This window comes from Rathayibacter sp. AY1A4 (genome assembly GCF_002930955.1).
Classification (GTDB): Bacteria; Actinomycetota; Actinomycetes; order Actinomycetales; family Microbacteriaceae; genus Rathayibacter.
Window position 1 is genome coordinate 43,050 of sequence record NZ_PSTN01000016.1, and the last position, 26,076, is coordinate 69,125.

A 26,076-nucleotide genomic window follows, 5' to 3' on the forward strand; every position below is an offset into this window, starting at 1 on the left:
TCAGCGCGCCGCGTCGCGGCCGTTCCCCGCGGTGGTGAACCGCGTCATGCCGAGCCGGTTCGTCGATCCGGAGCGGTCGGGGATGTCGGAGGGCAGCAGGTAGGCCTTGCGCACCACCTCGTCGAGCACGACGACCGAGACCACCGACTTCACCTCGGGCCGGGCCGCGACCACGCCGGTGACGAAGTCGTGCACGCCGCCGATGTCGAGCGAGCGGACCAGGAGCATCGCGTCGTGCTCGCCGGTCGTGATGCAGCAGTACTCGACGTCGGGCATCTGGAGGATGCCCTCGCGGAACCGGTGCCACGACTGCGGGTGCACCGTCACGAACACCAGGGCGCAGACGTCGAGCCCCACCTTGCCGGGATCGACCAGGGCCGAGAATCCGGTGATGACGCCGGATGCGGTGAGCTGCTCGACCCGGTTGTAGACGCTCGCCCGCGAGACGTTCACCCGCTCGGCCAGGGCGGACATCGAGATGCGCCCGTTCTCGCGCAGGACGGCGAGGATGCGCAGATTGAGGTCGTCGAGCCCGCCCGCGCTTTGTCCAGCGACCGCACCGGCGGCCGGATCGGTGATCGACATAATCTGCTCCTTCGTCGCTGCGGGCGGCAGTTCGTCCACGATAGCGGCCCTCTGGAAACGGAGTGCGTCGCGATGTGCCATCGTTTCGCAACACGTCCAGCCGAACCCTCGCCAGGAGGCCTCCATGGTTGTCCGCTCCACCCGCACCCCGCGCTCCGCCCCGACGCGAGTGGTGATCGCCGCTGCGGCGGTCTCCCTCGCCCTTCTGGTGGCGGGCTGCTCCTCGGGCCGCGTCGACACCGCCGACGGCAGCAGCGCGACGCTCACCATCAACAAGGCGTTCGACCTCAAGACCGCCGACCCGGGCCGCATGTACGAGCCGACCGGCCAGATGGTCGACAAGGCGCTCTACGAGACCCTCCTCACCTTCGAGGGCGGCGACGTCTCGCAGGTCGTCGACGGCCTCGCGAGCCTCGAGCAGTCCGACGACGCGAAGACCTTCACCCTCACCCTGAACGGCGAGCACACCTTCTCGGACGGCACCGCGATGACCGCCGACGACGTGGTGTTCTCGCTGCAGCGCGTGATCGGCCTCAAGGGCAACCCCTCGTTCCTCCTCGACGGCGTCACCGTCACGAAGAAGGACGACACGACGGTGGTGCTGACCACCGAGAACCCCACGCCCGCCCTGCCGGCGATCCTGGCGAACCCGGCGCTCGGCATCCTGAACTCGAAGGTCGTGAAGGAGAACGGCGGCACCACCGACGAGACCGACACCGCCGAGACGTTCCTCAACACCACCTCCGCCGGCTCCGGCCCGTACGTGCTCGACACGCTCGACCTCGCCTCGCAGGTCGTGCTGACCGCGAACGAGAACTACGACGGCGACGCCCCGGGCTACGGCCGCGTGGTCATCCAGAACGTCGAGGGCGCGACCCAGAAGATCAACGTCGAGGGCGGCAGCGCCGATGTGGCGCTGGACCTCTCGGGCACTCAGGCGGAGGCGCTCGGCGACTCGGTCGCGGTGACCAGCGACCCGTCGGCGAACGTGATCTTCCTGCTGCTCAACCAGAACCCGAGCGTCTCGGCGATCACGTCGAACCCCGACTTCGTGAAGGCCGTGAAGGAGGCCGTCGACTACGACGACCTCGTCTCGATCGCCGGCAACGGCACCGCCCAGGCGTCCGGCGTCATCCCGAGCATGCTGCTCGGCGCCCTGCCCGAGAGCGGCGCGCTCACCCAGGACCTCGACGCCGCGAAGGCGGACCTCGCGAAGAGCGGCTACGCCGGCGAGTCCGTGACGCTCAACTTCCCGAGCGACATCAGCCTGAACGGCATCGACTTCCCGACCATCGCGCAGCGCATCCAGTCGCAGCTGAAGGACGCCGGCATCACCGTCGAGCTCGCCCCGGCCCCCGTCGCCACCGAGCTCGACGCCTACCGCAACGGCACCGAGACCATGGGCCTCTGGTACTGGGGCCCGGACTACCCGGACCCGAGCGACTACCTCGTCTTCACCCCGGGCGACGTCGTGGGCCTCCGCTCCGGCTGGACCGACGGTGCGGCCCCCGCGATCTCGGCGCTGGCCGACGCCGCGGCCACCGGCGGCAGCGACGACGAGCGCCAGTCGCGCTTCGAGGAGCTGCAGACCGCGCTGAACGCCGACGGCCCCTTCATCCCGCTGCTCCAGCCCGGCAACAACATCGCCGCGGCGAAGGACGTCTCGGGTGTCGTCTACAACGCGGTGTGGACCATCGACATCGCGGCCCTCACCGCGCAGTAGCCCGTGTCCACCACCACGACGGCCGTCCGGACCCCGCGTCAGCGCGGGGGCCGGGCGGCCCACCCGTTCCTCCGCTACGCGCTCCGCCGCGTGCTCACCTCGCTGCTGCTGGTGGTGGGCGTGACCCTCGTCACCTTCATCCTGACCAACCTCGTGCCGGGCGACCCCGTGGCGGCCGCCCTCGGCCAGCGCGCTGCGGAGGATCCGGAGATCGTCGCGCAGTTCCGCGCCCAGTACGGTCTCGACCAGCCGCTCGTCGTGCAGTACTTCACCTACCTCGGCAACCTGCTGCACGGCGACCTCGGCGTCTCCACCACCACGCACAACCCGGTGGTCGCCGACCTGGCGAAGGCGCTGCCGGCCACCCTCGAGATCGCCTTCGGCGCCATCGTGCTCAGCGTGATCATCGGCGTGCTGTTCGGCACCGTCGCCGCCTACCGGCGCGGCAAGGCCTCCGACCACGTTCTGCGCGTCGTGTCGCTGGCCGGCCTCAGCGTGCCGACCTTCTGGCTCGCGCTGGTCCTCTACTACGTCCTCTACTTCCAGCTGCGGATCGCGCCGGGTTCCGGCCGGCTGAGCAGCGACTTCACCACGCCGCCGACGGTGACGGGCCTCTACACGGTCGACGCCCTGCTCGCCGGCCAGCTCGACACCTTCCTCGACGCGGCGTCGCACCTCTTCCTCCCCGTCCTCGTCCTGACGCTCTACACGGTGGGCCTGCTGACCCGGTTCGTGCGCACCGCGGTGCTCGAGATCCTCGACCAGGACTACGTGCGGGCCGCCCGCGCGAAGGGGCTGCCGAACCGCGCGGTCACCTTCTCCTACGTGCTGCGCGGGGCGAGCATCCCGATCCTCACCGTCGTGGGCCTCGCCTTCGGCAGCCTGCTCAGCGGCACCGTGCTCGTCGAGGCGGTCTTCGGCTGGCCCGGGATCGGCTCCTACGCCTACCAGGCCGCCTCGCACCTCGACCTGCGCGGCATCATGGGCGTCGGCCTGCTCATCGGCGTGATGTACCTGCTCGTGAACCTGATCGTCGACCTGCTGTACGGCGTGCTCGACCCGAGAGTGAGGCTGGCCTCGTGACGGATCCGCGAACCACCCGGTCCGACCCGCGCGACGGCGCTCCGGCCGGTCCGCGCGACGGCGCTCCGGCCGGTCCGCGCGACGGCGTCGGTGCCGGAGTCCTCGACCCGGTCGCCGCCCCCGGCCTCCGCCTGCGCCGCCCCCGCCTGCGCCTGGGCCGCTGGTCGGCGCCGCTCGGACTCCTCGGCGCCGCCGTCGGCGTGCTCTGGATCCTCATCGCCGTGCTCGCCCCCGTCATCGCTCCGCACGATCCGCTCGCGCAGGACCTGCCCCTCCTCCAGGCGCCCGGCGAGGGCACGCTGATGGGGACCGACGCGCTCGGCCGGGACGTGTTCTCGCGCGTGATCTGGGGTGCCCGGGTCACCATCCCGCTCGCCCTGCTGCTCGTCGTGATGTCGGTGCTGATCGGCGCGATCGTCGGATCCGTCGCCGGATTCCTCGGCCGTGCGGTCGACGAGGTCGCGATGCGCATCACCGACCTCGTGATGGCGTTCCCCACGGTCATCCTGGCGATGGTGATCGCGGCCGCGCTCGGAGCCTCGCTCCTGAACGCGGTGCTCGCGGCGCTGATCGTGTCGTGGCCGTCCTACGCCCGGCTGACCCGCGGTCTCGTGCTCGGCCTCCGCTCGTCGAACTACGTCGTGTCTGGCCAGCTGCTCGGCTTCTCGCCGCTGCGCTCCCTCGTCCGCGACATCGCGCCCAACATCGTCGGCCCGGTGCTCGTCCTGGCGAGCCTCGACATCGGCACGGCCATCCTCCTGCTGTCGGGCCTGTCGTTCCTCGGGCTCGGCGCGAAGCCGCCGACCGCCGAGTGGGGCTCGATGGTGTCGGACGCCATCCAGAACTTCGACGCGTGGTGGATCGGGGTCTTCCCGGGCCTGGCCATCCTCACCGTCGTCATCGCGTTCAACTTCGTCGGCGACGCCCTGCGCGACGCCCTGGACCCGCGGTCGCAGACGATCCGCGGAGGAGGCGCCACGCTGTGAGCGACGCACTGACCATCAGCGGGCTGCGCATCCGCACCCGCAGCCACGCCGTCGTCGACGGCATCGATCTGGCGCTGCGCCGCGGCGGCATCCACGGTCTCGCCGGCGAGTCGGGCTCGGGCAAGACCATGACCGCCCTGGCGGTGCTCGGACTGCTGCCCGGAGCGATGACGGCCAGCGGGAGCATCCGCCTCGCCGACGACACCGGCGACGGCACGACGGAGCTCGTCGGCGCGTCCCGGCAGGTGCTCGGCGCGGTGCGCGGACGCCGGGTCGCCATGGTCTTCCAGGACCCGTCGACGAGCCTGCACCCGCAGCTCACCGTGGGCCGCCAGCTCACCGACCACCTGCGCCACCACCTCGGTCTCGGCAAGGAGGCCGCGCGGTCCAGGGCCGAGGCCCTGCTCGAGCGGGTGCGGGTCCCGGACGCCCGGGCCTCCCTCGGGCGCTATCCCCACCAGTTCTCCGGGGGTCAGCGGCAGCGCATCGCGATCGCGGTGGCTCTCGCGTGCGAGCCCTCGGTGCTGCTCGCAGACGAGCCGACGACCGCGCTCGACGTGACCGTGCAGGCCGGAGTGCTGCAGCTGCTGCGGGAGCTGGTCGACGACGGCGGGCTGAGCATCCTGCTCGTCACCCACGATCTCGGCGTGATGAGCGCCGTGGCCGACGAGGTGACGGTGATGCGCCAGGGGCTCGTCGTCGAGTCGGCTCCGCGGGAGCGGCTGTTCACCGCGCCCGAGGACGAGTACACCCGGGCGCTGCTCGCGGCTCTGCCCGGCTCGAGCTTCGAGGAGAGCCCGGAGGAGCTGGTCGCCGAGCTCGTCGAGGGGCACGAGAGGGCCGCCGCCGCGGACGATCCGGGCGCGGCCACGGCAGGCGACGTCGAGAGGGGTGCGCGATGAGCGCGGGAGTGGTTCTCGAGGCCGACGGCATCGTCGTCGAGTACGGGCGGAGACCGCCGCTGCGTGCCGTCGACGGGGTCGGCTTCCGGGTGGCGGCGGGCGAGGTCGTCGCGCTGGTCGGCGAGAGCGGCTGCGGGAAGTCGAGCCTCGCACGCGCGGTGGTCGGCATCGAGAAGCGCCGCGGCGGGGACGTGCGCCTGAACGGCGTCGACGTGCCCGCGCTCGGACTCCGTCGGCGCAGTCCGGTGATGACCGGCATGCAGATGGTCTTCCAGGATCCGAACTCCTCGCTCAACCCCCGTCGCCGCATCGGCGAGCAGATCGGCGACGGCGTCCGGGCGGCGCTCGCCCGGGGCGCCGAGGGCTCGGACCCGGCCGACTGGCTGCGCCGCGTCGGGCTCGACCCGGCGATGGCGAGCCGGTTCCCGCACGAGTTCTCCGGCGGCCAGAAGCAGCGCATCGCCATCGCGCGGGCACTGGCGGCGAGGCCGCGGATGCTCGTGGCTGACGAGCCGATCTCGGCCCTCGACGCCTCGACCCAGACGAGCGTCGCCGCGCTGATGCGCTCGCTCAGCGTCGAGGCCGGCGCGGGCATGCTGTTCATCTCGCACGACCTCTCGGTGGTCCGGCGCATCGCCGACCGGGTGCTCGTGATGTACCGCGGCCGGGTCGTGGAGTCGGGGGACACCGAGACGGTGTGGCAGAGCCCGCTGCATCCGTACACGCGAGCGCTGCTCGCGGCGATCCCGCTGCCGGACGGGCTGGGGCGGCTGCCGCTGGCCCCGCTCGACGCCGACCGGGCGGCCTGGCTCGAGGAGCTGCCCGACGCGCTGGAGCGGACGGGCGCGTGAGCGCGGTGGAGGAGGCCCGGGCCGAGGAGTCCGCTCTCTGGAGCATGCCGAGGGCCGTGAACCGCAGCCCGCTCCCCGGGGACGGCGCGTTCATGACCGCCGGCTGGGCCGATCCGGAGCCGGTGATCGACCCCGACGAGCCGGTGCTCGCCTACACCGCGGAGCGCCGGTCGCGACTGGCGCAGGCGCTGCCCGCCGAGCTGCTGATCATCCCCGCCGGCCTGCCGCGGGTGCGCTCGAACGACAGCGACCACCGCTTCCGCCCGGGCACCGACCACGTGTGGCTGACGGGCAACGGAGTCGCCGAGAGCGTGCTCGTCGTCGACACGACGGGAGGGGAGGCCGGCTCGATCCTGTACCTGCGTGCTCCCTCCGGCCGCGACGGCGACGAGTTCTGGCAGAACGACGCGCTCGGCGACCTCTGGGTCGGGCCGCGGCCGTCGCTCGCCGAGACGCAGGCGGCGCTGGGCATCGAGACCCGGCCGCTGGCCGACTTCACGCGCGACGTGGAGCGGGCCGCGCGGCGGGCCCGGCGCATCCGGGTGCTGCCCACCCTCGACGAGAGCGTCGACGAGCTGGTGCGGAGCATCTGCGGACCGGAGCTCGGACCGCACCTCGTGCTCAAGGCGACGCTCGACGAGTTGCGCCTGATCAAGAACGACTGGGAGATCGGACGGCTGCAGCTCGCCGTCGACGGCACGGCGCGGGGCTTCGACGACTGCCTCGAGGCGTGGCCGGTCGCCCGCGCGATGCCCCGCGGCGAGCGCTACCTCGAGGGCACCTTCGCCCGCCGCGCCCTGGTCGAGGGACAGGGGCCGGCCTACGGATCGGTCGTCGCCTCGGGAGCGCACGCCACGACCCTCCACTACACGCGGAACACCGGGCCCCTCGCCGACGGCGACCTCGTCCTGATGGACATGGGCGTCGAGCTGCCCTCGCTCTACGCCGCCGATATCACCCGCACCTTCCCGGTCAGCGGGGAGTTCACCCCGCTGCAGCGGGACGTGTACTCGATCGTGCTGCGCGCGCAGCAGGCCGGCATCGACTCCCTGCGCGCGGGAGTGCGCTTCCAGGACTACCAGGACGCGTGCGGGCGAGCCCTCACCGAGGGGCTGATCGACCTCGGCCTGATCCGCTGCTCCGTCGACGAGGCCATGGCCCCGTCCGCGTCGTACCACCGCCGGTGGAGCATCTCCCGCGCCGGGCACATGCTCGGGATGGACGTGCACGACTGCAACCACGCTCCGCACGAGACGTACCTCGGCGGAGTGCTCGCGGCCGGCCACACGCTCACCGTGGAACCGGGCCTCTACTTCCAGCCCGGCGACCTGACGGTCCCCGCCGAGCTGCGGGGCCTGGGCATCCGGATCGAGGACGACCTCGTGGTCACGGAGACGTCGTCGATCCTGCTCTCGGCGGCGGTGCCGCGCACGCCCGACGCGGTGGAGGAGTGGATGGCGAGGTTGGCGGGCTGAGAGGTCGGGCGCGCACGGCGATGGGCCGATGCGGACTACGGGAGCTGCGGGGGTGCGATCAGTTCGAGGAATCCACCGAGGGCACCTTCGAGGTAGATGATGCGCGTGCCGGCTCGGGCGCCAGCGGTCATCCGGTGAGGTGTCCCGACCGGTCTCCAACCGTGTCCAGCGCAGAGCTCGAGGACACGATCGAGGTCCGAGACCGTGAGCGCGATGTGCACCGTGCCGATCTGTGCGGGCGAGCCGGCGGAGTCGAGCTGTCGGGGCGGGTCGTACTGCAGCAGCTCCACCCGGTGGGGGCCGAGTACCACCGTCGCTGCGCGGATCACGGCTCCACGGACGCCGGTGGTCGCCGCCGTGACGTCGACGTCGAGCGTGAAGGTGCGCTCGAGCACGAACCCGAGACCGGAGCACCACAGCACCAGCGCGTCGTCGAGGTCGGCCACGGTGAGACCGGAGTGAGCGACGTCGGAGACGAGCGGTGATGCCATGACATCAGTATCGAGCTCCGACACGCCTGCCTGAGAGAAGAGGGTCCCGGCACCCGATCCCCCTACGGACGCAGGCCGCGCAACGAGCAGAGATACTCTTTCCGGATGTCGTTCCCATCCATGCTCCACGAAACCGTCGATGCTGCCGAGGATCGATTGCTGGACGCGATGCGCGCAAGTGACGTCGATGCGCTTGGTCGACTGCTCGCACCCGAGCTGATCTTCACGACACCCGAAGGCTCGATCATCAGCCGGGACGAAGATCTCGGAGCACATTCGTCGGGCACAACGAAGTTCGAGTCGATCGATGAAATCAGTCGCAGCACGCTGGCCTCTGCCGGCGGCGCCCAGACCACGTCCGTCGTAGACGTCGTTGTGATCGACCACGGCACACGGATCGAGGCTCGGCTTCACTACGTCCGCGCATGGCGACGAATCGCCGGGCGCTGGATGGTCGTCTCCGGAAGCGCAACACTCGCACCCGCACCGAACGCCTGATCGTTCCGCTGAAGGATCCCCATACGGAGCAGTGCGCTTCAGAAGGGAACGACCGGTGTGTCCGTTGCAACCTCCTGTCGTCGCCTGGCGAGAATCAGCCCGACATTCAGGACAAACAGCGTCAGGAAGATGAACGCGCCCGTCGCGGCGTCGAGGTCCGTCGTGAGCTCGAGGATCATGAACGCGATGGCGGCGGCGAGAGAGGCGCACGCGGTGATGGTGAACACTCGAATCAGCCCCGTGTGGTTCCACCGCTCCTCGTCAGTGCTCATGAGTGACCTTCTCGCACCTGCTCGTCGGTGCGAGTCACGAGGCCCTTCGAGCTTCATGGCAAGAGAACGCCGTCTCGATTGAGGATCGTCGGTCGGGGTTGAGCGTCCAGTGGCCAGTACCGGCAGTCACGGAAGCGATCGCTCCGACGCTGCCGTGCTGGCGCGCGACGGGCATCATCGACCTCCTCACCCACGCCGGACACACCGACGCAGCCGAGAAGTGGGCCGAGCTGCACGCCTGGTCCCCGGTCAACGACGAGCACGACCCGCACCGCGGCGACCGGTGGGACGACTGATGCTCACCGTCTACTCGAAGCCGTCATGCGTGCAGTGCACCATGACCTACCGGGTGCTCGAGAAGAAGGGCATCGAGTACACCACCGTCGACATCACCACCAACCCCGCAGCGCTCGCGTACGTCACGGAGGAGCTGGGCTACTCCGCCGCCCCCGTGGTCGTCGCGAGCGACCAGGACCACTGGTCGGGCTTCCGCCCCGACCTCATCGAGAAGCACGCCGCATGACCGGCCCGAACGTCACCGGCGACGACTACCGGGCCGGGTACCTCGCCGGACAGGCCGACCGGCAAGGCGAAGTCGACTGGCTGGAGAACGAGGCCGACCGGCTCTACCGCCTCGCCTACGGCGACGAGCGCCGCGTCCCGGACCTCACCGTCACGCGTGCCGAGCTCGAACAGCGCAGAGCGCTGTCCGAGCCGCCCGTGGAAGTCACCCGCCGCGACGCTCTGGCGTCCTGGGGCATCGAGACACCCCCGACCGACACCCCGGCGGCCGCGGCCGCGAACGAAAACCCGTCGACGTCGACGGGACCCACCAACCGCACGAGCAGGAGACGACAGATGAGCACCAGGACCATCACCGGCAACCTCGCCGCCGACCCCGAGGCCGTGCAGGCGGGCCGCGTGCAGATCGTGAAGCTGCGCGTCATCGAGAACACCGGCGAATACCGCGCGGGGGAGTGGACCCCGCACGAGGCCCCGACCACGCACTACGTGGAAGCGAAGTTCGAACTGGGCGAGCACGTGCTCGCCTCCCTCCACAAGGGAGACGGCGTGATCGTCGTCGGCTACGAGCGCACCGTCAGCTGGGGCGAAGGGGAGAACCGCCGCACCGGCCGCGTCCTCGAAGCCGACGCCATCGGCCCCAATCTCACCCGCGCGACCGCCGTCGTCACCACCACCACCCAGCGCGTGCCGCGCCGCAGCGCTGTCGCGTCCGAGTAGAGAGACATCCAACCGGTGGGCTCCGACTTCCTCCTCCTTCTGCTTCTGGTCCTGGTGTTCGCGCTGCTGATCGTGGGCATCGTGGTTATCAGCCGCTCGCATCGCCGACCATCACGAGAAAGCGCGAAGCGCACCGTGTTCTGGGGTGTCGGGCTCGTCCTTACCGCCGTACTCATCGGCTTGGCGGGGGTGTGGCTACCCGCCGACGGTCAGCTATCGGGGAAGATCAGCGCCTCCATCGGCACCGTCGTGATGCTTCCTTCGATCCTGATACTTGCGCGGCGACAGCTCGCGCGCGCAAACGCCGAGGAGTGACCACAAGGAGTGGTGAGTGTCAGCGCGGGTCGCGGCCGAGCCGGTGCACGTAGAAGATGACGTGATCCTCCAGGATCGCTGCGCGTTCTTCCGCGATCGCCGAAGCCGACGTCAGCGCGTTGATCTTCTTCTACGGGCGATACTCGCGATTGTCCGTGGTCGAGGGCGGCGGCCCCGGATTCGGCTGCTGAAAACTGCCCACACCGAGTGAGGCCAGTCCGGCGGACACCGCCGCGCCCAAGACGCGGGCGACGAACGCTACGGACTTCCCGACGAGCTTCAACGCTGTTGCCATCACGGAACCATCACCTTCAGGACTGGATGGCAACGCTAGTGGCTTGGAACCGCCCGGGTGCTCTACTCCGAGCCGTCCGCGATCCGGAGCACGTGGAGGATGACGTGATCCTCCGGAATCGACGCGCGCACTTCCGCGATCGCCGCGCACTGCGCCGATACGACTTGCTCGAGCAAGTGGGTTGGGGTCACCGGCCCGTGAGGGGCGATCCCCTCACATTCCCCCTGAAGCGGATACTCGAGGGAGCAGCCGTGTTCTTTCCTCGCGCTCGTCAGCGCCAGTGCGCGAGTTCGCTCGCCATCAGCAGTCGAGCGCGAGCGAGGAGCCCGCGCACGGCAGCGGGGGTCAGGTCGAGGTCGAGAGCGATCTCGTCGTAGCTGAGCTCGTGCAGCTGCCGCAGCTCCCAGCAGCGACGTTGCAGCGCCGACATCTTCTCGAGCACCCGCCGAGCGTCCGCTGCAAGAGCGGCGCATCGGCCGGCGGCTTCAGGGTCGCCGTTCTCGAGCGCCGGCAGTTCTTCGTCCAGCTCCGACCGGCGCGCGGATGCGGGGGCGCGAAGGCGGTCGATACTGCGCCGGCGAGTCGTGGTCGCCAGCCAGCCGGCGATCGTGTCCCCGTCGATCACGCTGTCGAGGTGCGTCCATGCAGCAAGGAACGTCTCCTGCACCACGTCATCGACGTCAGCGGAGCTCCCAAGGGTTCGCGACGCGATCGCTCGCAGCAGACGCGAGTAGCGGTTCACGATCGCCGCGAAAGCTCGGTCATCACCCGACGCGGCGCGGATGACGAGCACCCGGTCCGAATCCATCGGCAGCGCGGGCAGGGTCGCGTGATCGAGCAGTACGGCGGGAGCGGCGGCTCGGGTCTGGGGTCGTGCGGTGGCGAGCATGCGGGCTCCGGTCGTCGAGAAGTATGTGTCTGCATACTTCGTAACAGCAATGCCTCTCGATGGCCCAGGTCTTGACCCCAGTGCAGGGGCATATATAAACGACAGTTTCGGCTCTAATCGGCAATTGTCGTTTTCTGTGCAGGATCCCGTTCCGGGGCGCGAGCTGCACTCGCGCAGCGGCGACGGAGCGCCGCGGGTCGGAGGCCGCGAGGCGGCCCGTTCCACCTGTTTTCTTCACCTCTCCGCGGTTTCAACCTATTTCGCTCCACCGGCTCCGTGCCACCGCTATCGGACGCGCCCTGCGGGCTTATTTCGCCCGCTATCGGCGTCACTGCGCCGCCTCCACTCAAACGGTTTTCCCCGCCGGAGAGGCAAAGAAAAACGATCAGCCAGAGGGAGCACCCACACCATGCAGATCACCACCGACTTGCACACCACCGCGAAGACCTACCTCACGCTCGGAGGCACCCGCGCGGTCGACGTCCGCGTCGTGGGCACCGACCCCAAGACGACGCCCTCGGTGCACGTCACCCGCCGCAAGTCCGGCGTCTGGGAGGCGTGGCACTCCGACCAGCTGCACGGCATCACCAGCGGCTCGTTCCGTCACTGCGTCGCCCACGCCCGCCGCGCAGCGATTCGCCGCGTCGCCCCGTTCCTGAATCGCTGAGAGGACCACACCATGACCCGCACCGACACCGGCCGCGCCACGGCCGAACAGCTCGCGCTCATCCTCGCGATCAGCCGCGACGAGGACCCGGAGAACACCACCGCGACCGACGCGGAGATCCTCGCGCACACCCGCAACACGCTCGGACTGCCGGGGGAGTGCGGACCCGGCGGGATGCCTGTCTACGACGACGGCACCGCCGAGGCCGCCGCGCTGATCGCGTTCCTGACGCCCGCCGAGTAGTGCGGGGGAGGGGCCGGCCTTCGGGCCGGCCCGTGAGGGGCGATCCCCTCACACTCCCCCGGGGAGCATAGCTTCAGTGGAAGTTGATCGTGGAAGGCGCAGGTGCCTTCCACGATTCCTCCTGGTACGAGCGCGGGTCGTGAGCCTCGCGCGGCGGCTCCCCGAACGGATCCGTCGGCAGCGCCGCCGGCGCTGTGGTGAACTTCGCGCGGAGCGATGCGGCGATGGAGCGAATGCGGTAGATCACGGCGTTCATGTCGTTCTCCCGTCCGGGGTGATCAAGCGTCACCTACCCGAAGCCTACCGACGTCGTTTCTCCGGTGGGGCGCGAGCTTCGCACGCGCAGCGGTGACGGAGCACCGCCGGCAGGAGCCGCTACGCGGCCGGATTACCCGTTTTCTTCACCTCTCCGCGGTTTCAACCTATCTCGCTCCGTCGGCTGCGTGCCGGCTCTCTCGGACGCGGTCGCAAGCTCCCTCATTTCGCCCGAGAGAGCCGTCACTCCGCCGACTCCACTCAATTGGTTTTCACTCGCCGGAGAGGCAAAGAAAAACGATCAGGAAGACGACAAAAGCCCCGTAGTTGGTCTAGAACCACGGGACTTGTCACCTTCATGGTCGCACACCGATCAAGGAGAAACCATCGTGACTATCACCACCGGAACCGGGACCGTTCAGCACATCGACCCGACCGTCCTCGTGATCGAGGCGAACGTGCGCACCAGCGCCCCGCTGACGAAGGACTTCATCGCGTCGATCCGCGAGAACGGGGTCATCACCCCGGTCCTCGCCCGCCGCGACGAGCACGGCAACGTCATCGTCCGCGCCGGACAGCGCCGCACCCTCGCCGCCCGCGAGGCCGGGGTCGCCACCATTCCCGTCTACGTCGTGGAGGGCGACGAGACGACCGCGGACCGGATCGTTCAGCAGATCATCGAGAACGACCAGCGCGCCGAACTCTCGGTCGCGGACCGCACCGCGGCGTGGGCGCAGCTCGCGTTCGAGGGCGTCTCCGCCGCAGCGATCGCCCGGCGCACCGGCACCAAGACCGACGCGGTGAAGAAGGGCCTCGCGGTCGCGGAGTCCGCGACCGTCACATCCGTTCTGCACGAGCACGAGCTGACCCTGGACCAGGCGGCGGTGCTGTTGGAGTTCGAGGACGACGCCGACGCCCGCGCGACCCTGATCGAGGTCGCCACCCACGACCCGGCCCAGTTCGAGCACACCGCGCAGACCCTCCGCGACGAGGCCGCGCACCAGGCGCTCCTCGCAGCGACCGCCGCCGAGTACACCGGCAACGGCTTCCAGATCCTCACCCGCTCCGACGCCTACGGCGACGCAGCGACGTGGACGCCCATCCGGCAGCTGCGCGGCGAGGACGGGAAGAGCGTCACCCCCGAGCAGGTCGCCGCCGCTCCCGGCCGCGGAGTGCTCATCGACACCAGCTGGCGCGGCGAGGTCGAGGTCACCCTCCTCGTCCAGGACCCCACCGCCGCCGGATTCACCTACGCCTACGGAGCCCCCGAGCAGCCCCAGACCGAGGAGGAAGCCGAGGAGGAGCGGGCCGAGAAGTCCGCGGAGCGGAAGGTCCTCATCGCCAACAACAAGGCGTGGAACGCGGCCGAGAAGGTGCGCCGCGAGTGGATCGCGACGTTCCTCGCCCGCAAGACCCTCCCCAAGGATGCGGATCGCATCATCGCTCTCGGCCTCACCACCCACCGGTTCGCGGTGTCCTCCGGGATGACGGGCGGCAGCGACCTCGCGCACACGCTGCTGCGCATCGAGCGCCCCTCCGGCTACCGCGCGGACGCCCTCGCAGTGCTGGTCGAGGCGAACCCCGCGAAGGCCCGCCTGGTCGCGCTGGCCGTCGTCCTCGGAGGCCAGGAGGCGCACACGAGCAAGGAGTCCTGGCGACGCGGCGACGAGCGCACGGCTGAGCACTTCCGCCAGCTCGCGGCCTGGGGATACGCGCCCTCCCCGGTCGAGCAGGTCGTCACCGGCGACAGCACCCCCGCCGACGCCGCAGGGCTCAGCTAACCCCATCCGGCGGGGACCGGCTCGCGCCGGTCCCCGCCCCTCCTCTTCTCCCACTGCTGCACAGGAAGGCCCGACCATGACCACCACGACCACCGCACCCCGCCCCGCCCACCGCTTCGACCCGTACCAGGAGGACCCGACGCTGCGAGCGGCCGAGGTCGCCGTCGACGCCGCGGCCGCGTCCGGCGACGCCGACGCGACCGCCGCCGCAGCGCGAGCGCTGATCGTCGCCGCGGCCGCCTACGGCTGGCCCACCGCGACCGCCCTCGTCTTCAAGTACGAGACGACCGGCCCCATCGCCCACGTCTGGGGACTGTGGAAGGTCCTCGACGCCGACCGCCAGGTGCTGCGCGAATGGGACGAGGAGCCCGGCGACATGACGGACGAGTCCGAGGAGGAGCTGATCGCCCTCGACCTCATCAGCAACCGCCGCGCGACCCTCGACTACACCGACTTCGGAAAGCCCATCGGCTCCACGACCCTGATCCTCCACACGCTCGCACTCTGAGCGCGTGCGCGGGCCGACCCGAAACGGGCCGGCCCGCACGAGGGGGAGAGCCCCCTCGACCCCCCGGTCACGCGCGTGGAACGGCCACGCGCGCTCGAGCGGTAGTCAGCGGCGAGGACGCGGCTTGTACTTCTTCCCCGCCCGGATGTTCCGGTTCTCGATCACCCCGACCACCGCCAGGCCGGCGGCCACGGCGACGATCAGCGCCCACCCGAGCACGTTGAACCACTCACCGGTGAACGCCGCGTACGTCTGCTCGCCGGCGATCGCGAAGAGCATGAACGATAGCCCGAACCAGACCATCCCGTTGCTGATCAGCGCAGCACGCGCGAGCTTGGTCCGAGGCTTCGACATGCGCCCACCCTCCCACCGGACCCTGGACGTGTCCACGGGGCCGAGGCGGTTCTAGGGTGAGCGCATGAGCACCCCGACCCCGCGCGAGCTGCTGGCCGTTCACGTCGCCGTCGACCCCTCCGGGATCACCGCGACCTTCACTCTGGGCGACCCGATCGGGCCGGGACAGCCGGCGGAGTGGTTCACCTACGGCATCGAGCTCACCGGCGCCGATGGCGCCCTGGTGAAGCACTTCGGCGTCCGCCTCTCAGAGCAGGAGACGAAGGCGTTCGTCTTCGAGTTCGAGAGCGCCACCCAAGCCAACTACGACGCCACGCACGTCACGGACCGTGGCGCCTCGCTCGTCGCCCGGGTCCCGGACTCCTCACTCGGCGTCGACGCGATCGGCACAGTCACCGGATTCGCCACCATCGAGGGCGAGGACGTCGCCGCCGGCGTCGCCGTGCAGCTCCTCACCTAGAGACGCCGCTCACGAAGGCCCCTTCTTCCGAGGCTCAACGGCATCGGAGCGTGATTCGAGTACAGCCCGCGCGTTACCACTCCGGGTCTTGTTCCCGAACACGGCTACGAGCGGCACAACGACGTCATCGATCACGTGCGCCACCAGATCGATCGCCCGCGACCCCAGCATGACCAGCAGGAAAAGAGCGCAGACGATTCCGGCGACCCACGGCCCGAAGGTCGCGAGCCCGCTCAGAAGGGCAGGGAAGGTTGCGACCGTACCGGTCGCGGCGAGGAAGTCGCTCACAAGAGTCTCGATGCCGACGCAACAGCCCGCGCAGTCGCGCCTAGATCGATTGACTACTAGGGGCGTTGCTACTTCCGCGCCGGAATGTATCGTCTGAGCGGTTTCGGCTCAACGTCGCGGGACGCAGAGCATGTGACTCGACGATCTTCGGTGAGGAAGGTCTTTCGCAGAACGTGAGATCCACCGCTTGCGCGGCTAGTCCGATTGACGATCGCTTGCGCGCCGTCAGTGTGGGTGTCTCCGTTGCTGGGCCGGCACCTGCGAATCCGCGGGTCCGACCTGTTGTGTCCATTCTGCCAGCACCTAGCAGGGACACCCTCTCTGTTCGCTGGGAGCGTGAGGACGTCCCGTCGAGCCTGCTGCCTCGTCGGAGTAGCGGAGGGCGAGCCGTCCTACCTACGCTCAGCCCAAGCCCGTCCCGTAAGGGGATGGTTTTCCGGGTCGGTCGGTTTCTCTCAGGTCCAGCGGCGTTCGAGCCAGTGGAGTGCGGCGTCGGCTTCCCGCCGCTGAAACTCGCGAAGGGTAGGCATGTCTTCCGGTGCCGGTGTCCGCAGCGTCTCCACCCACGAGCCCGCGACGCCCGCGAGCACCGCATCGATCGCTTCCGCTGCGACCCCCCGCAGGGAGCGGTGCTCGAGGTAGCTCTCCGCGTCGCCGTGCGGATCGCTGACGAGGAGATCGAGGAGGTAGGTCACCGAGTCGAACCAGGGCGCTCCAATACAGGCCCAGGGCCAGTCGACCAACCACACCCGCGAACTCGCGTCGATGAGCACGTTGTCAGCGCGGCAGTCCAGGTGCACCAGGTGATCCCCTTCGACCGCCTGCGGAAGCTGCGCTGACGCTTCCCGCAGCCGCCCGAGGTGTGTGCGGACCCACGGGTTGAGGTCCGCGACGGCCCCCGATGCGGCGAGGCGGTCCCAGCTCGATGCGTCGGGCGTGAGCTCATCCGAGAGACGCGGAAGCGCCGAGGGGCTGTCGAGGAGAGGCAGGGCGTCCAGCGCGTCGAGTACAGCCGTGGTGTCGTCGGGACCGGGGTGCCGTCCGTCGACGTCTTCGAACCCCACCACCACCCAGTCGTCCTGTTCGATCATCCCCACGAGTCGAGGGGCGACCACCGATGCGGGGAGGTCGCGGACGACTGCCGCTTCCCGGCGATGCAGGTCGAACGTCCCCGCGTTCCGCGCGCGACTGATCGACTTGGCGAAGACGCGACGGCCACCCGCGAGTACCAACCGGTCGGCGCCTCCCGAGGAGAAGCCTCCTGACTGGCTCGCCGCTCCCACGACCTTGCTGTCGATCGCGTCCTCGAACGCGCGACGTACCGGGCTGGGGGCCTCCGCCCAAGTCATACGTGCCATGTTCTCCCCCTCCCAGTGCATCTACCCTCTCAGGGATCGCCGTCCCGTGAGGGGATCGGCTACCGGTCGCTGAAGCGGAGCGGTTGCGCCGATCGTGCAACCTCGGGCGTTGTTTCGGCGCTGCGATGCGCTGGCTGTCGCGGGCTGCTGCTGCTTCTGCTCAGGAAGACGAAACCGAGGCCCGTGATGGCGTGGCACGCCGGCGCCACGAATGCGCATTCGATGACAAGAAGGACCTCCGGAGCGGTGCGCGGACGGTCGAGCGCTGAGAGGAGCCAGGTGCCTGCGACGTGGACTGTGACGGCAACGCTGATGATCCACAGCGCAGCCTTTTCAAGGAGCTCCGCCTTCGTTGCTGCGGCAGCGGCCAGGATGGGCGCCGCCAGCGCCACGACACTGAGCAGGCTCATCGCGAGGAGGGGCGATCCGAGTTCGAGGGGCGGGACAAGGCTCGACCACGACAAGTGGAAAGTGGTCCATCCGGCTCCGAGAGCGCAGAGCCCGATGACGGCGGCCAAGAACGGACGGCCGCGCCGGAAGCTGGCGATTGCCGTGCACAGCCAGGCGAGAGCGACGAGTACCACGGCGAGGAGGACGGGGGCTGCGTAGCTGCGTCCCATGGTGTCGACGTTGCCGCCGGTTGCGGTGGCCATGGTCCGGCCGCCGACCTCGAGGACGACTGATCCGTAGGACCAGGCGGCCAGGAGGAACAACAGTCCGATCGCGCTGCTCGAGCGTCGGCCTTGACGGCCCGCGACGACGAAGGTCTCACGGAGGCCGGCCCAGGCGAGCTCTTTCCGGTCGCGCGGAGTCGGACCCTCTGTTCCGATCGCTTCATCTCCATCGAGGAATGCGCCGACGACTGCCTCGGCGTTGGCGTCCCGCCATGCAGCCGGGTACCAGCGCAGTGCTCGCATATATGCGTCAACGGAGGACGTGCTCATGCCGGCGCGATCCGGCCGAGACGACGAGTGGCGCTGGATGCGGCGCGCTCGAGCTGCGCCAGACGCTCGGCGTCCGCCGCGAGGCGAGCGGCGCCGGCGTCGGTCAGCCGGAAGTACCGGCGCCGACGTCCGTTGACCTCCTCGTCCCCGTCCGCGGCGACGAGGCCCTGGTGCTCGAGACGATCTAGGGCGGCGTAGAGAGTGGGGATCTTCAACGTCATCGCGCCGTCGGAGAGCTCGCGCACTGCCGCCACGATTCCGTATCCGTGCGCGCGTCCGGTGGCGAGAACCGTCATGATCCACACCCGCGGTTCCCGAATCTCTTCCACGCGCGCACCATACTCTGCGCAACGGAGTATCACCAGTCCCAGAGCGGTCGGCCATTGTTCCGTTCCGAGATCGTTCAGCGGGCCGTCGGGCCGTCGGGTGCTGCTCTCGGCCGCGCTGTGCGCCGCGGCCGAGAGCAGGACGACACCGGCGGCCCCCCGCCGGTCTGTCGCGTGCGGCGTCAGCGAAGTCCCCACTTCTCGACCGCACCGCCACAGTAGAGCCACCGGCGCGCTGCCCGAACGACGTCAGAGCTGGACGCTGCTGCGCAACTCGCCGCCGCTCCACGTCTCGAGAATCCACCGATCGGGTCTGGGCGGTGCGCGGCCATGTCCCGTGCTGCTTCTAGGGCCCGCTCCGCAGAGTCGTCGATGCCGATGACATCCGACGTCTCGGCCCAGAAGGAGCTCCGCAGAAGGAGGTAGTGCTCGCCGTCGATGTTGACCCTCACACTTCGAATCGTCGTCGATCGAAGAACCCCGTGATCGGTCTGGCACGAAGTAACAGCTTCCTGGCGCGCGTCTCAGCGGCGCAGCGCTACTTCACAGCGGACGGTCTCAGGTTCCCGGCGTGGTGCTGAGTGTCGCCAGCGGGTCCTGCGGTGAGGGGTCCGTGATGTGGACCGCCCACGCTTCGCCCTGGCTCTCGGACCAGAAAAGGTACATGTCGCATCGGGGGAGCCCGGGAGCATCGAGGATCACCCTCGCGTTGGCGGGAACGACGTCCGAGTAGACCGTGGGGCGGGCGCCGGCTTGAGCGGCCGGCGCGCACTCAGAGACCAGCTCGGTCACTGAGTCTTGGTTCGACGCGGGAAAATGCGTCATGAGCTCGGCCCGCGGATCGTTGGCGGCGAGGTCCTGCATCAGCGTTGCGGCGTACTCGGTGTTGAGACCCTCTCGCGGGTAGTACGGGTCATCCGAGGTGCTGACAAAGGCGACGACGGCCGCCACCGCGCCCAGAACGACCACTGCAGTTGCTCCTACGACGAGGACTCGAGTGAGTTTGGTGACCATGCGCTGATCCTGCCGTTCAGCTCTCCTCGCAGCAAACTCCCCGTAGGAGAGGCGCGGACCGGTTACCCGATGGGCGTCCTGGGGTGCGATCCGTTGTGGGCCGTGTTCCCCCGCTTCCTTAGGCTCTGCTTGTGACTTCGCGGAATCTGCTGCTTCGTGACGCGTTTCCGTGGGAGCTGTTCCCTTGGTTCTCTCTCGTGTTGCTGCTCGCTGTCGTCGTGGTCCCGGCGATCCGACTTCGCGATCCTCACCGGCGCCGTGACGCGCAGCTCGTCCTCAATGCCCGACGCGGTTCGGTGACCACCTCGGTGGTCATGGGCGTGATCGGCGCTTGCGCGTCGACTGGCATCGGCGTGCTGATCATGGCGATCGGGATTCTCGAGGGGTGGGGATTCTTCCTCCTCGCGGCAGGAGCCCTCGTTCAGCCGGCCATCACTGCATGGCTCGTCCGTGCACCCGTTCACCCGGAGCCTCCTTCATCCAGAACGATCGACGGTGGGGACCGGACATGAGCCGCCAGGTCAACACGACGGCGTCCGACACCATCGCGACACTCCTCGCCTTCACCGGTGTCATCGGCGCCATCGTCACCGTCGTCCTCGCCGGGCTCGGCACGGTGACGAACTGGCTGATCTTCCTCGACTGCACGGGCAACTACCGCAGCACGTTCCTTCAGGTTCACGACCCGCCCATCGACTGCCTTGCCGGGCCGGCGTGGCCGCTCGCCTGCTGGTTCGCACTCGTCGGAGTGGGCGCGCTCTTGACCTTCTGCACCTTCATCATCGGCGCCTACCGGCCTCGTTGGGCCGTCCCGGTCGGTGCCCTGCTCGCAGCAGTCACTGCGACGGGCGCCGTACTGACCGTGCCGACCGGCGCCTCATAATTCGTCCCGGCGGGGGATGGCCGAGCGAGTCGCCGTGGTCGGGCGCATCAGTCGGCAGAGACGGGTTCTGTCCGACCGGTCCGGACGACGAGGAGCGCTGCTCCGGTAGCGAAAGTGAGCGCACTGCCCAGAAGACCTGCAGTGGCGGGCATGTTCGGGTGCCGGAGAGTCTGCGGGTCGACCTCGTCTCCGTCGACGTCGTAGGTGCAGTCCACCCCGAGGGGCAAGATCGTCACCGATCCGGTGACACGGGTCGTTTCGTGGAACGGTCCGCCTGTTCGCGGGTACGGGCCGCTCTCGCACTGAACGGCTGGAGGCTCACGTCCATCGATGATCCACCCGGCACCGAGCGAGACCAGACCGCCGACGAGGGCCATCAGCATGACGGCGCCGCCGGCTGCGCTCCGAAGTGCTGACCTCATGCGCTCAGCCTACGAAGCAAGCCACGCCTCCCCGTGTTGTGCGGCTAGGTACCCGTATGGGGATCCCTCAGTGAGCTGCTGCGTCCCGGCCGACAGGGCGTCAGGCACGGAGCTCGCGACGCCAGACGACGGCATCCAAAGCGGCGATCACAGCGACTAACCAGCCGCCTGCCTGAGCGAACTCCCCGAAGAAGAGGAACGGACCAGTGCGTTGTGCGGTACTCACTGCTGTCTGTTCGTCCTGTGCAGGCGCTGCGCTCGTCGCACGAAGAGTACGACTCCTCCAATCGCGAGGGCGGCCCAGGCAAGCGACAGCCACCGCCCGAGGACGGCACTGGCGAGGAACGCGAGAGCCAGGAACGCGCAACAGCATGCGTAGACGACGCAGATCCAGACCCTCGGCAAGTAGTCGGTCATGGCCACACCCTAGCCAGACCCCAGTCGGCTGGTCCTCGCTATTGGCGCGTCCCGCATGGGGATGGTTCACCGGCACGCAACGTTCTAGTTGTCCTTGACTCTGCGACCCGCGCCGCGCCCGTCTCCGCCGGCAATCCAGTCGTTGACCGCTCGAGCTACGTGAGTGTTGTGACTTGCGGCCCATGAGGGATCGTTGGATGCGGACGTGAAGGCGATCATCGGTGTGTGCCGGATGCGGCCGTGACGGTCGCGCCAGTGCAGGACCATCAAGCCGGCTTTTTGGCGCACTTGGATTGTCTGGTCGCGAGGGACGCGTCGGGACCACCAGACCCCGTGGACGGTGAGGTCGTTCTCTCGCAGGCTGACGCCGCTGAAAACAACCCACCGCGCAGCGAGCGATATGACGACCGCGAAGATGACGATGAAGACCAGCTGCTCGTCCAGCGCGAGGCCGGGCTTCCATACTGTCGCTGCCGGCACGCAGATCAGAGCTGCGGGCAGGAGTATGCCGAAACGGAGCTGGATATTCGGGCGAAACCGCACGAGCGCTGATTTTAGGGGGCGCCCGCCCGTTCGTCGTTCCGCACAGGGGTCGTTCAGTGGCCGGTGAGCGGGCGGGTGCTGCTCTCGCCCGCGCTGTGCGTCGCGGCCCAGAGCAGGGCGGCACCGGCGGCCCCCGTCGGTCTGTCGCGTGAGGCGTCAGCGAAGTCTCCGTTTCTCGACCGCATCGCCACAGGCCGCGTGTCCACAGCGCGTGACGCCCCGGCTGCGGATTACGGCTAGCAGCTAGCGAACGCCGCGGGCACGCTCGTAGCACCGGTAGAGCACGATCGCGCCGACGGCTGACACGACGAGTCCGATCAGAAAGCCCACGAGCAGGACCGGGCTGAGTTGGCCCCCGGTCTGATCCAGGTCCGCACGAACGCCGGCCTGAAACCCCGACACCGAGCAGAGGAAGGCGATCACGACACCCGACGCGAGCAGGCTCACGCCCTTGAGCACTTCCACCATGACCACCCCCGGTCGTGAAGCTACCGCAGAGTGTTCCACCCCGCGACCGCCTCGTCCCGTAGGAGGATCGTTCAGTGGGCCGCTGGGCCGGCGGTGCTGCTCTCAGCCGGGCTTTGCGTTGCGGCCGAGTGCAGGGCGGCGGCGGTGACCCCGCCGGTCTGATCGGATGCGGACGCGAGGTCCACACATCTAAGAGTCATCTCGGCCAGTTCGTGCCGTTCGCACTACTATCCAATGCAGGCAAATAGCGGATAGAACCCCGGTCAGTACCATGAAAATTAGCCGGTAAGTATAATTGGTTTCTTGTTCGCTAAGTGTTGCGAGCAGCCACGCTATGCCGAATGATTCTCCCATGGCAACGAAGAATGCCAAAAGAAGACGCATGGAATAAGAAAGCCGAATTCCAATACAGCGGTCGAGTGCAAACACTGCCGAAGAAGCAACTACGCTATTTGTGGCAGATAAAAACGATGGAATTATGAATGAGGCGACTAGGTAGAAGGGCCCAAGAAAGCCGACATCAGTAAGGAGGCTTAGAGCAGGGAAAAAGAGCCCAAGCCCGGCGCTGCCCGCGAAAAACAGTACATAATATAACGCGAGCGAGGCCCCATCGAGGGAATTCGGCTTCAAGCGGTCCACGTGCAGACCGTACCGCTGAAAGCAAGTCACCGAGGTGACACGCACCAACTTGGGTCGACTCAACCCCGCGAGGAGTAAGCGACCGGCCCCACGACCTTTCGGGCCCAGCGGTGTCGAGGGGGCTAGAACAGGCCGATGCTGTGCCGGGGAGCGAGCCGTCCGAATGGAGCTCGCTCAACTTCCCTGCGATGAGCGCCGACCGAGCCATCTTCAGCCGGCGGCCGCGGAAACCCGTCACGTATGGGGATCCCCTTACGGAACGCTGTGCGTTCGACGTCGCCTAGCTAAATGGTGGCGTCCGTGACGAGCTGTTTCTCCGTGAGCAGTTCGCGGAGAGCTGTGCGGGCGCGTTGGTATCGTCCACGTGCGGTGCTGGCGGAGAGGCCGAGGATCCTGCCGGCATCGATGACGGTGAAGCCGTCCCAGAGCACGAGCTTGATGAGCTCCGCCTGGTCGGGAGCGATCGCGTCGAGCGCGCGTCGGACGTCGAGATGCTCCGCGGTGGGCTCCTCGAGTGGCATCGCCCGCAACGTCCCGGCGAGCTTCATGGCCAGATCGGAGCGGCGGGCATTTCCCCGCTGAGCGTTGGCGAGGGTGCGGCGGGCGACGCCGAACAGCCACATGCGTGCTTGCTCTGGATCCGTTGGGATGGAGTCGACTTTGCGCCAAGCGACGAGGTAGGTGTCGCTGAGCAGATCCGCTGCGTCCGCGACGGGCGAGACGCGGCGCTCGAAATAGCTGAGCAGGTCAGAGGCGTTGGCGAGGTAGACGGCCTCTAGGACGGCGGTCCTTTTGGCCTTCACGGCGCCTGCTCCTCTGTGATGTTGCAGCCGCCGGCCGATTCGATGGAGACGCCTTCGCCGTATCCGGCCTCTCTGAACTGCTCGATGATGCGGTCCGCGATCAGCCGGGTCACCGCGATCCCAGGATCCGCGGTGAAGCCACGGGCGTCTGCCTCTCTTTGCTCCTGCTCGATGGCGGTACGTCTGGCCTCGGCGTCGACGCTCGCGATCGTCGGGTCCCAGTCGTGGGTACTGAGGAACACGCGCGCTTCGCGCGCCTCACGCTCGACGTCTGCGCCCTGGCCGGCGGAGTAATCCGGCTCGACCCGAATCGCGACCTGGCAGAGAACATTGCCCTGCCCGTCTCCAAGGTCGAAGGAGCGCTGGACGGCTGCGTCTGGGGTGAAGCCTGCCCAGTCGAGAATCGCGGGGCCTGCCACTGCGCCCGTGACGCCAAGGCTCAGGCCGGCGACGCTCAGCGCGCCGACCAGCCACAGGTTGCGACGTCGCCGCGGACGACGAGTACTGTCGCCGACCTCCTCGACCGCCAAGCGAGCAAGACGGTCCGCATCGCCGCGTAACGCGGGATACGACTGCCGGGTCGGCGGCACGGCACGGCGAATCAGGTCGTCGAGTGGGTCGGCCACGGGTGCTCCGTTTTGGGTGCTCATACCGATTACATGTCCGGCACCAGCCCGAACGTAATGGGAGCCGTGCGAAACGGCCCCATCCGTCCGGTGAACGATCCCTGCACGGTCACTAGTCGGCGCAGCTATCGCCCCCTCAGCCGCCGGTGGGTAGCTGCGGCGTCTCGAAGAAGAGGTACGGCAGGAAGTGGAGTGTCACTGAGGCGGCGATGCCGATGACCGGCACTATCCAGTAGCGCTGGCGAGGGTGAGCGAGTCGGCGGACGGTGATGAAGGCGACGACGGGTGTCACGAGGACCGGCACCCATGCGCCAAGCGTTGCCCACTGCACGGCTGGTCCGAAATCGCGCAGGTCCTGTGCTTCATCGAAGGCCGGGTGCATCAGGTTGCCGTAGTGCAGCAGCGTGAACGGGACAAGTGCGACGGCGAGTGCGAAGTGAACGACCGCGAAGACACCGATTCGGAAGCGAGCGCGGTCGAGGTCTATTGCGAAGGCCGGAGAGGTCACGAGCGAAGACTAGCCAGTGAGGACGGTCTGCTTGCTAGGTAACCGCGAGAGGTCCGCCCGCCGATCGAGGCGTCCGTATGGGGATCGCTGGCCAGGCGTCCGGTACGGGGTCGCTGAGCAGGCACTTCTCGAGTCCCGCGGTGCCGATGATCGGTGCCGTGTGGCGGTACCGTCGTTGCCCCTTTCGTAGAGGACCTCTGTGATCACCGTCAGCAGGTCAGGGTGAACCTGACGAGCTGGAGACCAACGCTCGTCGCAGTGATGGCAGCGAACGCGATGAGCGACGCCGCCGGATTAGACGGCACTCGGCGTCTCTTGGACAGCATGAGGATGCTGGATGCGCCGAGCGCCCAGGCAGGTGTGCTGAGTGCGGCGATGAGGAGCAGGACGGGTCCGCCTGTCGGAGGCCGTCCAGGGTCATCCATCTCCGCGAAACCCATCAGCCCGGCGATGAGGATCGCTAGTCCCGAGAACGTCACGATTCCGAGGATCGCTGTGAGGAGGAGGGCGTAGGGGAGCGCGGTCGATGTGAGCGCACGCGCGGTCTTCGCCGCCGCATAGACGGATCCTCCGATAACGAGCAGGGCGCCGAGGTACCAGGCTGCTGCGCTCAGCGGGATCTCGCGCGGCCGGCAGTCCGTCATAGCTGGTGAAGCGAGGGTCAGCAAACTCGCGCCGGCCTGAACGAGAAGCGCGGCGATAACGGTGAGAACAATCGCCGTCGCACCGGCGATCCGGCTCGCGCGCAACCGCGCACCATCCTGCTGGTCGGTCATGGGCTCGAGGGTAGCCACCCCAGTCGGATAAAGAGGTCTGGTGGAGGCAGCCGCTCCCCATGGGACTGGCAACCATGCGTCCGGTAGGGGATCGTTCACAGACACATCGAGGGACTGGCGACGTTCGTCCGTGCAGTCTGAGACGAAACCGTGCTCTGAGGGCATTCACTACTGAGGGGGTGATGT

At 68.6% G+C, this 26,076-nt stretch carries 36 protein-coding genes; 18 read left to right on the top strand and 18 right to left on the bottom strand.

Features of this window, described 5'->3' with window-relative positions:
* Positions 1-585, bottom strand: coding sequence for an Lrp/AsnC family transcriptional regulator (locus C5B92_RS10805; protein ID WP_104223259.1), 585 nt, complete (start codon positions 583-585; stop codon positions 1-3).
* 124 nt (positions 586-709) lie between these two features.
* Here C5B92_RS10805 and C5B92_RS10810 point away from each other — a divergent pair, with 124 nt between their 5' ends.
* The 6 genes from C5B92_RS10810 to C5B92_RS10835 are packed head-to-tail and all read left to right on the top strand — an operon-like array spanning position 710 to position 7,605.
* Positions 710-2,308 carry an ABC transporter substrate-binding protein gene (locus C5B92_RS10810; protein WP_104223258.1) on the top strand — a complete coding sequence of 533 codons (1,599 nt, stop codon included), beginning with the start codon at positions 710-712 and terminating at the stop codon, positions 2,306-2,308.
* A gap of 3 nt (positions 2,309-2,311) precedes the next feature.
* Complete coding sequence (locus C5B92_RS10815; protein WP_104239498.1) at positions 2,312-3,391, top strand: ABC transporter permease; 1,080 nt, start codon at positions 2,312-2,314, stop codon at positions 3,389-3,391.
* Complete coding sequence (locus C5B92_RS10820; protein WP_258061348.1) at positions 3,388-4,377, top strand: ABC transporter permease; 990 nt, start codon at positions 3,388-3,390, stop codon at positions 4,375-4,377. Before C5B92_RS10815 ends, C5B92_RS10820 begins: the two co-directional genes overlap by 4 nt.
* A complete protein-coding gene (locus C5B92_RS10825) occupies positions 4,374-5,279 on the top strand; it encodes an ABC transporter ATP-binding protein (RefSeq protein ID WP_104326934.1) in 906 nt (301 codons plus the stop codon). The genes C5B92_RS10820 and C5B92_RS10825 overlap by 4 nt, the downstream gene beginning before the upstream one ends.
* Positions 5,276-6,130 (top strand): ATP-binding cassette domain-containing protein, encoded by an 855-nt coding sequence (locus C5B92_RS10830; RefSeq protein ID WP_104317058.1) that lies wholly within the window; start codon positions 5,276-5,278, stop codon positions 6,128-6,130. The genes C5B92_RS10825 and C5B92_RS10830 overlap by 4 nt, the downstream gene beginning before the upstream one ends.
* A complete protein-coding gene (locus C5B92_RS10835; protein ID WP_219814348.1) occupies positions 6,127-7,605 on the top strand; it encodes an aminopeptidase P family protein in 1,479 nt (492 codons plus the stop codon). Before C5B92_RS10830 ends, C5B92_RS10835 begins: the two co-directional genes overlap by 4 nt.
* Positions 7,606-7,640: 35 nt before the next feature.
* Here the strand turns inward: C5B92_RS10835 and C5B92_RS10840 are convergent, their stop codons facing one another.
* Positions 7,641-8,096 carry a VOC family protein gene (locus C5B92_RS10840; protein WP_104350368.1) on the bottom strand — a complete coding sequence of 152 codons (456 nt, stop codon included), beginning with the start codon at positions 8,094-8,096 and terminating at the stop codon, positions 7,641-7,643.
* Between the two features lie 105 nt (positions 8,097-8,201).
* Between C5B92_RS10840 and C5B92_RS10845 the strand changes: the two genes are divergently transcribed.
* Entirely contained in the window at positions 8,202-8,594 is a 393-nt protein-coding gene (locus tag C5B92_RS10845) for a nuclear transport factor 2 family protein (protein ID WP_104233967.1), read from the top strand.
* Between the two features lie 38 nt (positions 8,595-8,632).
* Here C5B92_RS10845 and C5B92_RS10850 read toward each other — a convergent pair whose 3' ends face one another.
* The gene (locus C5B92_RS10850; protein ID WP_104233966.1) at positions 8,633-8,866 is read right to left on the bottom strand and encodes a hypothetical protein; all 234 of its coding nucleotides are present in this window, start codon (positions 8,864-8,866) and stop codon (positions 8,633-8,635) included.
* Between the two features lie 98 nt (positions 8,867-8,964).
* Here C5B92_RS10850 and C5B92_RS10855 point away from each other — a divergent pair, with 98 nt between their 5' ends.
* The 4 genes from C5B92_RS10855 to C5B92_RS10870 are packed head-to-tail and all read left to right on the top strand — an operon-like array spanning position 8,965 to position 10,423.
* Positions 8,965-9,162, top strand: coding sequence for a hypothetical protein (locus C5B92_RS10855; protein ID WP_104350369.1), 198 nt, complete (start codon positions 8,965-8,967; stop codon positions 9,160-9,162).
* On the top strand, positions 9,159-9,389 hold the full coding sequence (nrdH, locus tag C5B92_RS10860; protein ID WP_056045893.1) for a glutaredoxin-like protein NrdH: 231 nt from the start codon (positions 9,159-9,161) through the stop codon (positions 9,387-9,389). Before C5B92_RS10855 ends, nrdH begins: the two co-directional genes overlap by 4 nt.
* The gene (locus C5B92_RS10865) at positions 9,386-10,108 is read left to right on the top strand and encodes a single-stranded DNA-binding protein (protein ID WP_104350370.1); all 723 of its coding nucleotides are present in this window, start codon (positions 9,386-9,388) and stop codon (positions 10,106-10,108) included. Before nrdH ends, C5B92_RS10865 begins: the two co-directional genes overlap by 4 nt.
* Positions 10,109-10,123: 15 nt before the next feature.
* A complete protein-coding gene (locus C5B92_RS10870; RefSeq protein ID WP_104350371.1) occupies positions 10,124-10,423 on the top strand; it encodes a hypothetical protein in 300 nt (99 codons plus the stop codon).
* Positions 10,424-10,989: 566 nt separating this feature from the next.
* On the opposite strand, the gene C5B92_RS10875 is transcribed toward C5B92_RS10870, so the two are convergent.
* Complete coding sequence (locus C5B92_RS10875) at positions 10,990-11,607, bottom strand: RNA polymerase sigma factor (RefSeq protein ID WP_104350372.1); 618 nt, start codon at positions 11,605-11,607, stop codon at positions 10,990-10,992.
* A gap of 409 nt (positions 11,608-12,016) precedes the next feature.
* On the opposite strand from C5B92_RS10875, the gene C5B92_RS10880 reads away from it, so the two are divergent.
* Entirely contained in the window at positions 12,017-12,274 is a 258-nt protein-coding gene (locus C5B92_RS10880; RefSeq protein WP_104350373.1) for a hypothetical protein, read from the top strand.
* A 12-nt stretch (positions 12,275-12,286) separates the two neighbouring features.
* Positions 12,287-12,517 carry a hypothetical protein gene (locus C5B92_RS10885; protein ID WP_104247873.1) on the top strand — a complete coding sequence of 77 codons (231 nt, stop codon included), beginning with the start codon at positions 12,287-12,289 and terminating at the stop codon, positions 12,515-12,517.
* A 73-nt stretch (positions 12,518-12,590) separates the two neighbouring features.
* Here C5B92_RS10885 and C5B92_RS10890 read toward each other — a convergent pair whose 3' ends face one another.
* Positions 12,591-12,773: a hypothetical protein gene (locus C5B92_RS10890; RefSeq protein WP_104350374.1), complete on the bottom strand. Its 183-nt coding sequence runs from the start codon at positions 12,771-12,773 to the stop codon at positions 12,591-12,593.
* A 388-nt stretch (positions 12,774-13,161) separates the two neighbouring features.
* Here C5B92_RS10890 and C5B92_RS10895 point away from each other — a divergent pair, with 388 nt between their 5' ends.
* Both C5B92_RS10895 and C5B92_RS10900 read left to right on the top strand, forming a co-directional pair.
* Positions 13,162-14,553, top strand: a complete 1,392-nt coding sequence (locus C5B92_RS10895; RefSeq protein ID WP_181028806.1) for a ParB/RepB/Spo0J family partition protein — start codon at positions 13,162-13,164, stop codon at positions 14,551-14,553.
* A 76-nt stretch (positions 14,554-14,629) separates the two neighbouring features.
* A complete protein-coding gene (locus tag C5B92_RS10900) occupies positions 14,630-15,061 on the top strand; it encodes a hypothetical protein (RefSeq protein ID WP_104350376.1) in 432 nt (143 codons plus the stop codon).
* 105 nt (positions 15,062-15,166) lie between these two features.
* On the opposite strand, the gene C5B92_RS10905 is transcribed toward C5B92_RS10900, so the two are convergent.
* Positions 15,167-15,415, bottom strand: a complete 249-nt coding sequence (locus C5B92_RS10905) for a hypothetical protein (RefSeq protein WP_104350377.1) — start codon at positions 15,413-15,415, stop codon at positions 15,167-15,169.
* Between the two features lie 64 nt (positions 15,416-15,479).
* On the opposite strand from C5B92_RS10905, the gene C5B92_RS10910 reads away from it, so the two are divergent.
* Positions 15,480-15,875: a hypothetical protein gene (locus C5B92_RS10910; RefSeq protein WP_104350378.1), complete on the top strand. Its 396-nt coding sequence runs from the start codon at positions 15,480-15,482 to the stop codon at positions 15,873-15,875.
* A gap of 9 nt (positions 15,876-15,884) precedes the next feature.
* Here C5B92_RS10910 and C5B92_RS10915 read toward each other — a convergent pair whose 3' ends face one another.
* The 5 genes from C5B92_RS10915 to C5B92_RS10935 form a co-directional block, all read right to left on the bottom strand.
* Entirely contained in the window at positions 15,885-16,163 is a 279-nt protein-coding gene (locus C5B92_RS10915; protein WP_104350379.1) for a hypothetical protein, read from the bottom strand.
* A gap of 455 nt (positions 16,164-16,618) precedes the next feature.
* Complete coding sequence (locus C5B92_RS10920; protein WP_146079296.1) at positions 16,619-17,521, bottom strand: phosphotransferase family protein; 903 nt, start codon at positions 17,519-17,521, stop codon at positions 16,619-16,621.
* 59 nt (positions 17,522-17,580) lie between these two features.
* Positions 17,581-18,465, bottom strand: coding sequence for a hypothetical protein (locus C5B92_RS10925; protein WP_104350381.1), 885 nt, complete (start codon positions 18,463-18,465; stop codon positions 17,581-17,583).
* Positions 18,462-18,989: a PadR family transcriptional regulator gene (locus C5B92_RS17690; RefSeq protein ID WP_258061356.1), complete on the bottom strand. Its 528-nt coding sequence runs from the start codon at positions 18,987-18,989 to the stop codon at positions 18,462-18,464. The genes C5B92_RS10925 and C5B92_RS17690 overlap by 4 nt, the downstream gene beginning before the upstream one ends.
* A gap of 360 nt (positions 18,990-19,349) precedes the next feature.
* Entirely contained in the window at positions 19,350-19,805 is a 456-nt protein-coding gene (locus tag C5B92_RS10935) for a hypothetical protein (RefSeq protein WP_146079297.1), read from the bottom strand.
* A 131-nt stretch (positions 19,806-19,936) separates the two neighbouring features.
* Here C5B92_RS10935 and C5B92_RS10940 point away from each other — a divergent pair, with 131 nt between their 5' ends.
* Positions 19,937-20,317, top strand: coding sequence for a hypothetical protein (locus C5B92_RS10940; protein WP_146079298.1), 381 nt, complete (start codon positions 19,937-19,939; stop codon positions 20,315-20,317).
* Entirely contained in the window at positions 20,314-20,688 is a 375-nt protein-coding gene (locus tag C5B92_RS10945; RefSeq protein ID WP_104350384.1) for a hypothetical protein, read from the top strand. Before C5B92_RS10940 ends, C5B92_RS10945 begins: the two co-directional genes overlap by 4 nt.
* 47 nt (positions 20,689-20,735) lie before the next feature.
* Here C5B92_RS10945 and C5B92_RS16930 read toward each other — a convergent pair whose 3' ends face one another.
* The 7 genes from C5B92_RS16930 to C5B92_RS10985 all read right to left on the bottom strand — a co-directional run bounded on the left by C5B92_RS16930 (position 20,736) and on the right by C5B92_RS10985 (position 25,890).
* The gene (locus C5B92_RS16930; RefSeq protein WP_146079299.1) at positions 20,736-21,110 is read right to left on the bottom strand and encodes a hypothetical protein; all 375 of its coding nucleotides are present in this window, start codon (positions 21,108-21,110) and stop codon (positions 20,736-20,738) included.
* A gap of 501 nt (positions 21,111-21,611) precedes the next feature.
* Positions 21,612-22,070, bottom strand: coding sequence for a hypothetical protein (locus tag C5B92_RS10960; protein ID WP_104261702.1), 459 nt, complete (start codon positions 22,068-22,070; stop codon positions 21,612-21,614).
* Positions 22,071-22,313: 243 nt separating this feature from the next.
* Positions 22,314-22,538 (bottom strand): hypothetical protein, encoded by a 225-nt coding sequence (locus C5B92_RS10965; RefSeq protein WP_146079300.1) that lies wholly within the window; start codon positions 22,536-22,538, stop codon positions 22,314-22,316.
* 923 nt (positions 22,539-23,461) lie between these two features.
* Positions 23,462-23,980, bottom strand: coding sequence for an RNA polymerase sigma factor (locus C5B92_RS10970; protein ID WP_104350387.1), 519 nt, complete (start codon positions 23,978-23,980; stop codon positions 23,462-23,464).
* Positions 23,977-24,606, bottom strand: coding sequence for a hypothetical protein (locus tag C5B92_RS10975; protein WP_104248169.1), 630 nt, complete (start codon positions 24,604-24,606; stop codon positions 23,977-23,979). The genes C5B92_RS10970 and C5B92_RS10975 overlap by 4 nt, the downstream gene beginning before the upstream one ends.
* 136 nt (positions 24,607-24,742) lie before the next feature.
* A complete protein-coding gene (locus C5B92_RS10980; protein ID WP_104248176.1) occupies positions 24,743-25,114 on the bottom strand; it encodes a hypothetical protein in 372 nt (123 codons plus the stop codon).
* Between the two features lie 209 nt (positions 25,115-25,323).
* The gene (locus C5B92_RS10985) at positions 25,324-25,890 is read right to left on the bottom strand and encodes a hypothetical protein (protein WP_146079301.1); all 567 of its coding nucleotides are present in this window, start codon (positions 25,888-25,890) and stop codon (positions 25,324-25,326) included.
* Positions 25,891-26,076: the final 186 nt, after the last annotated feature.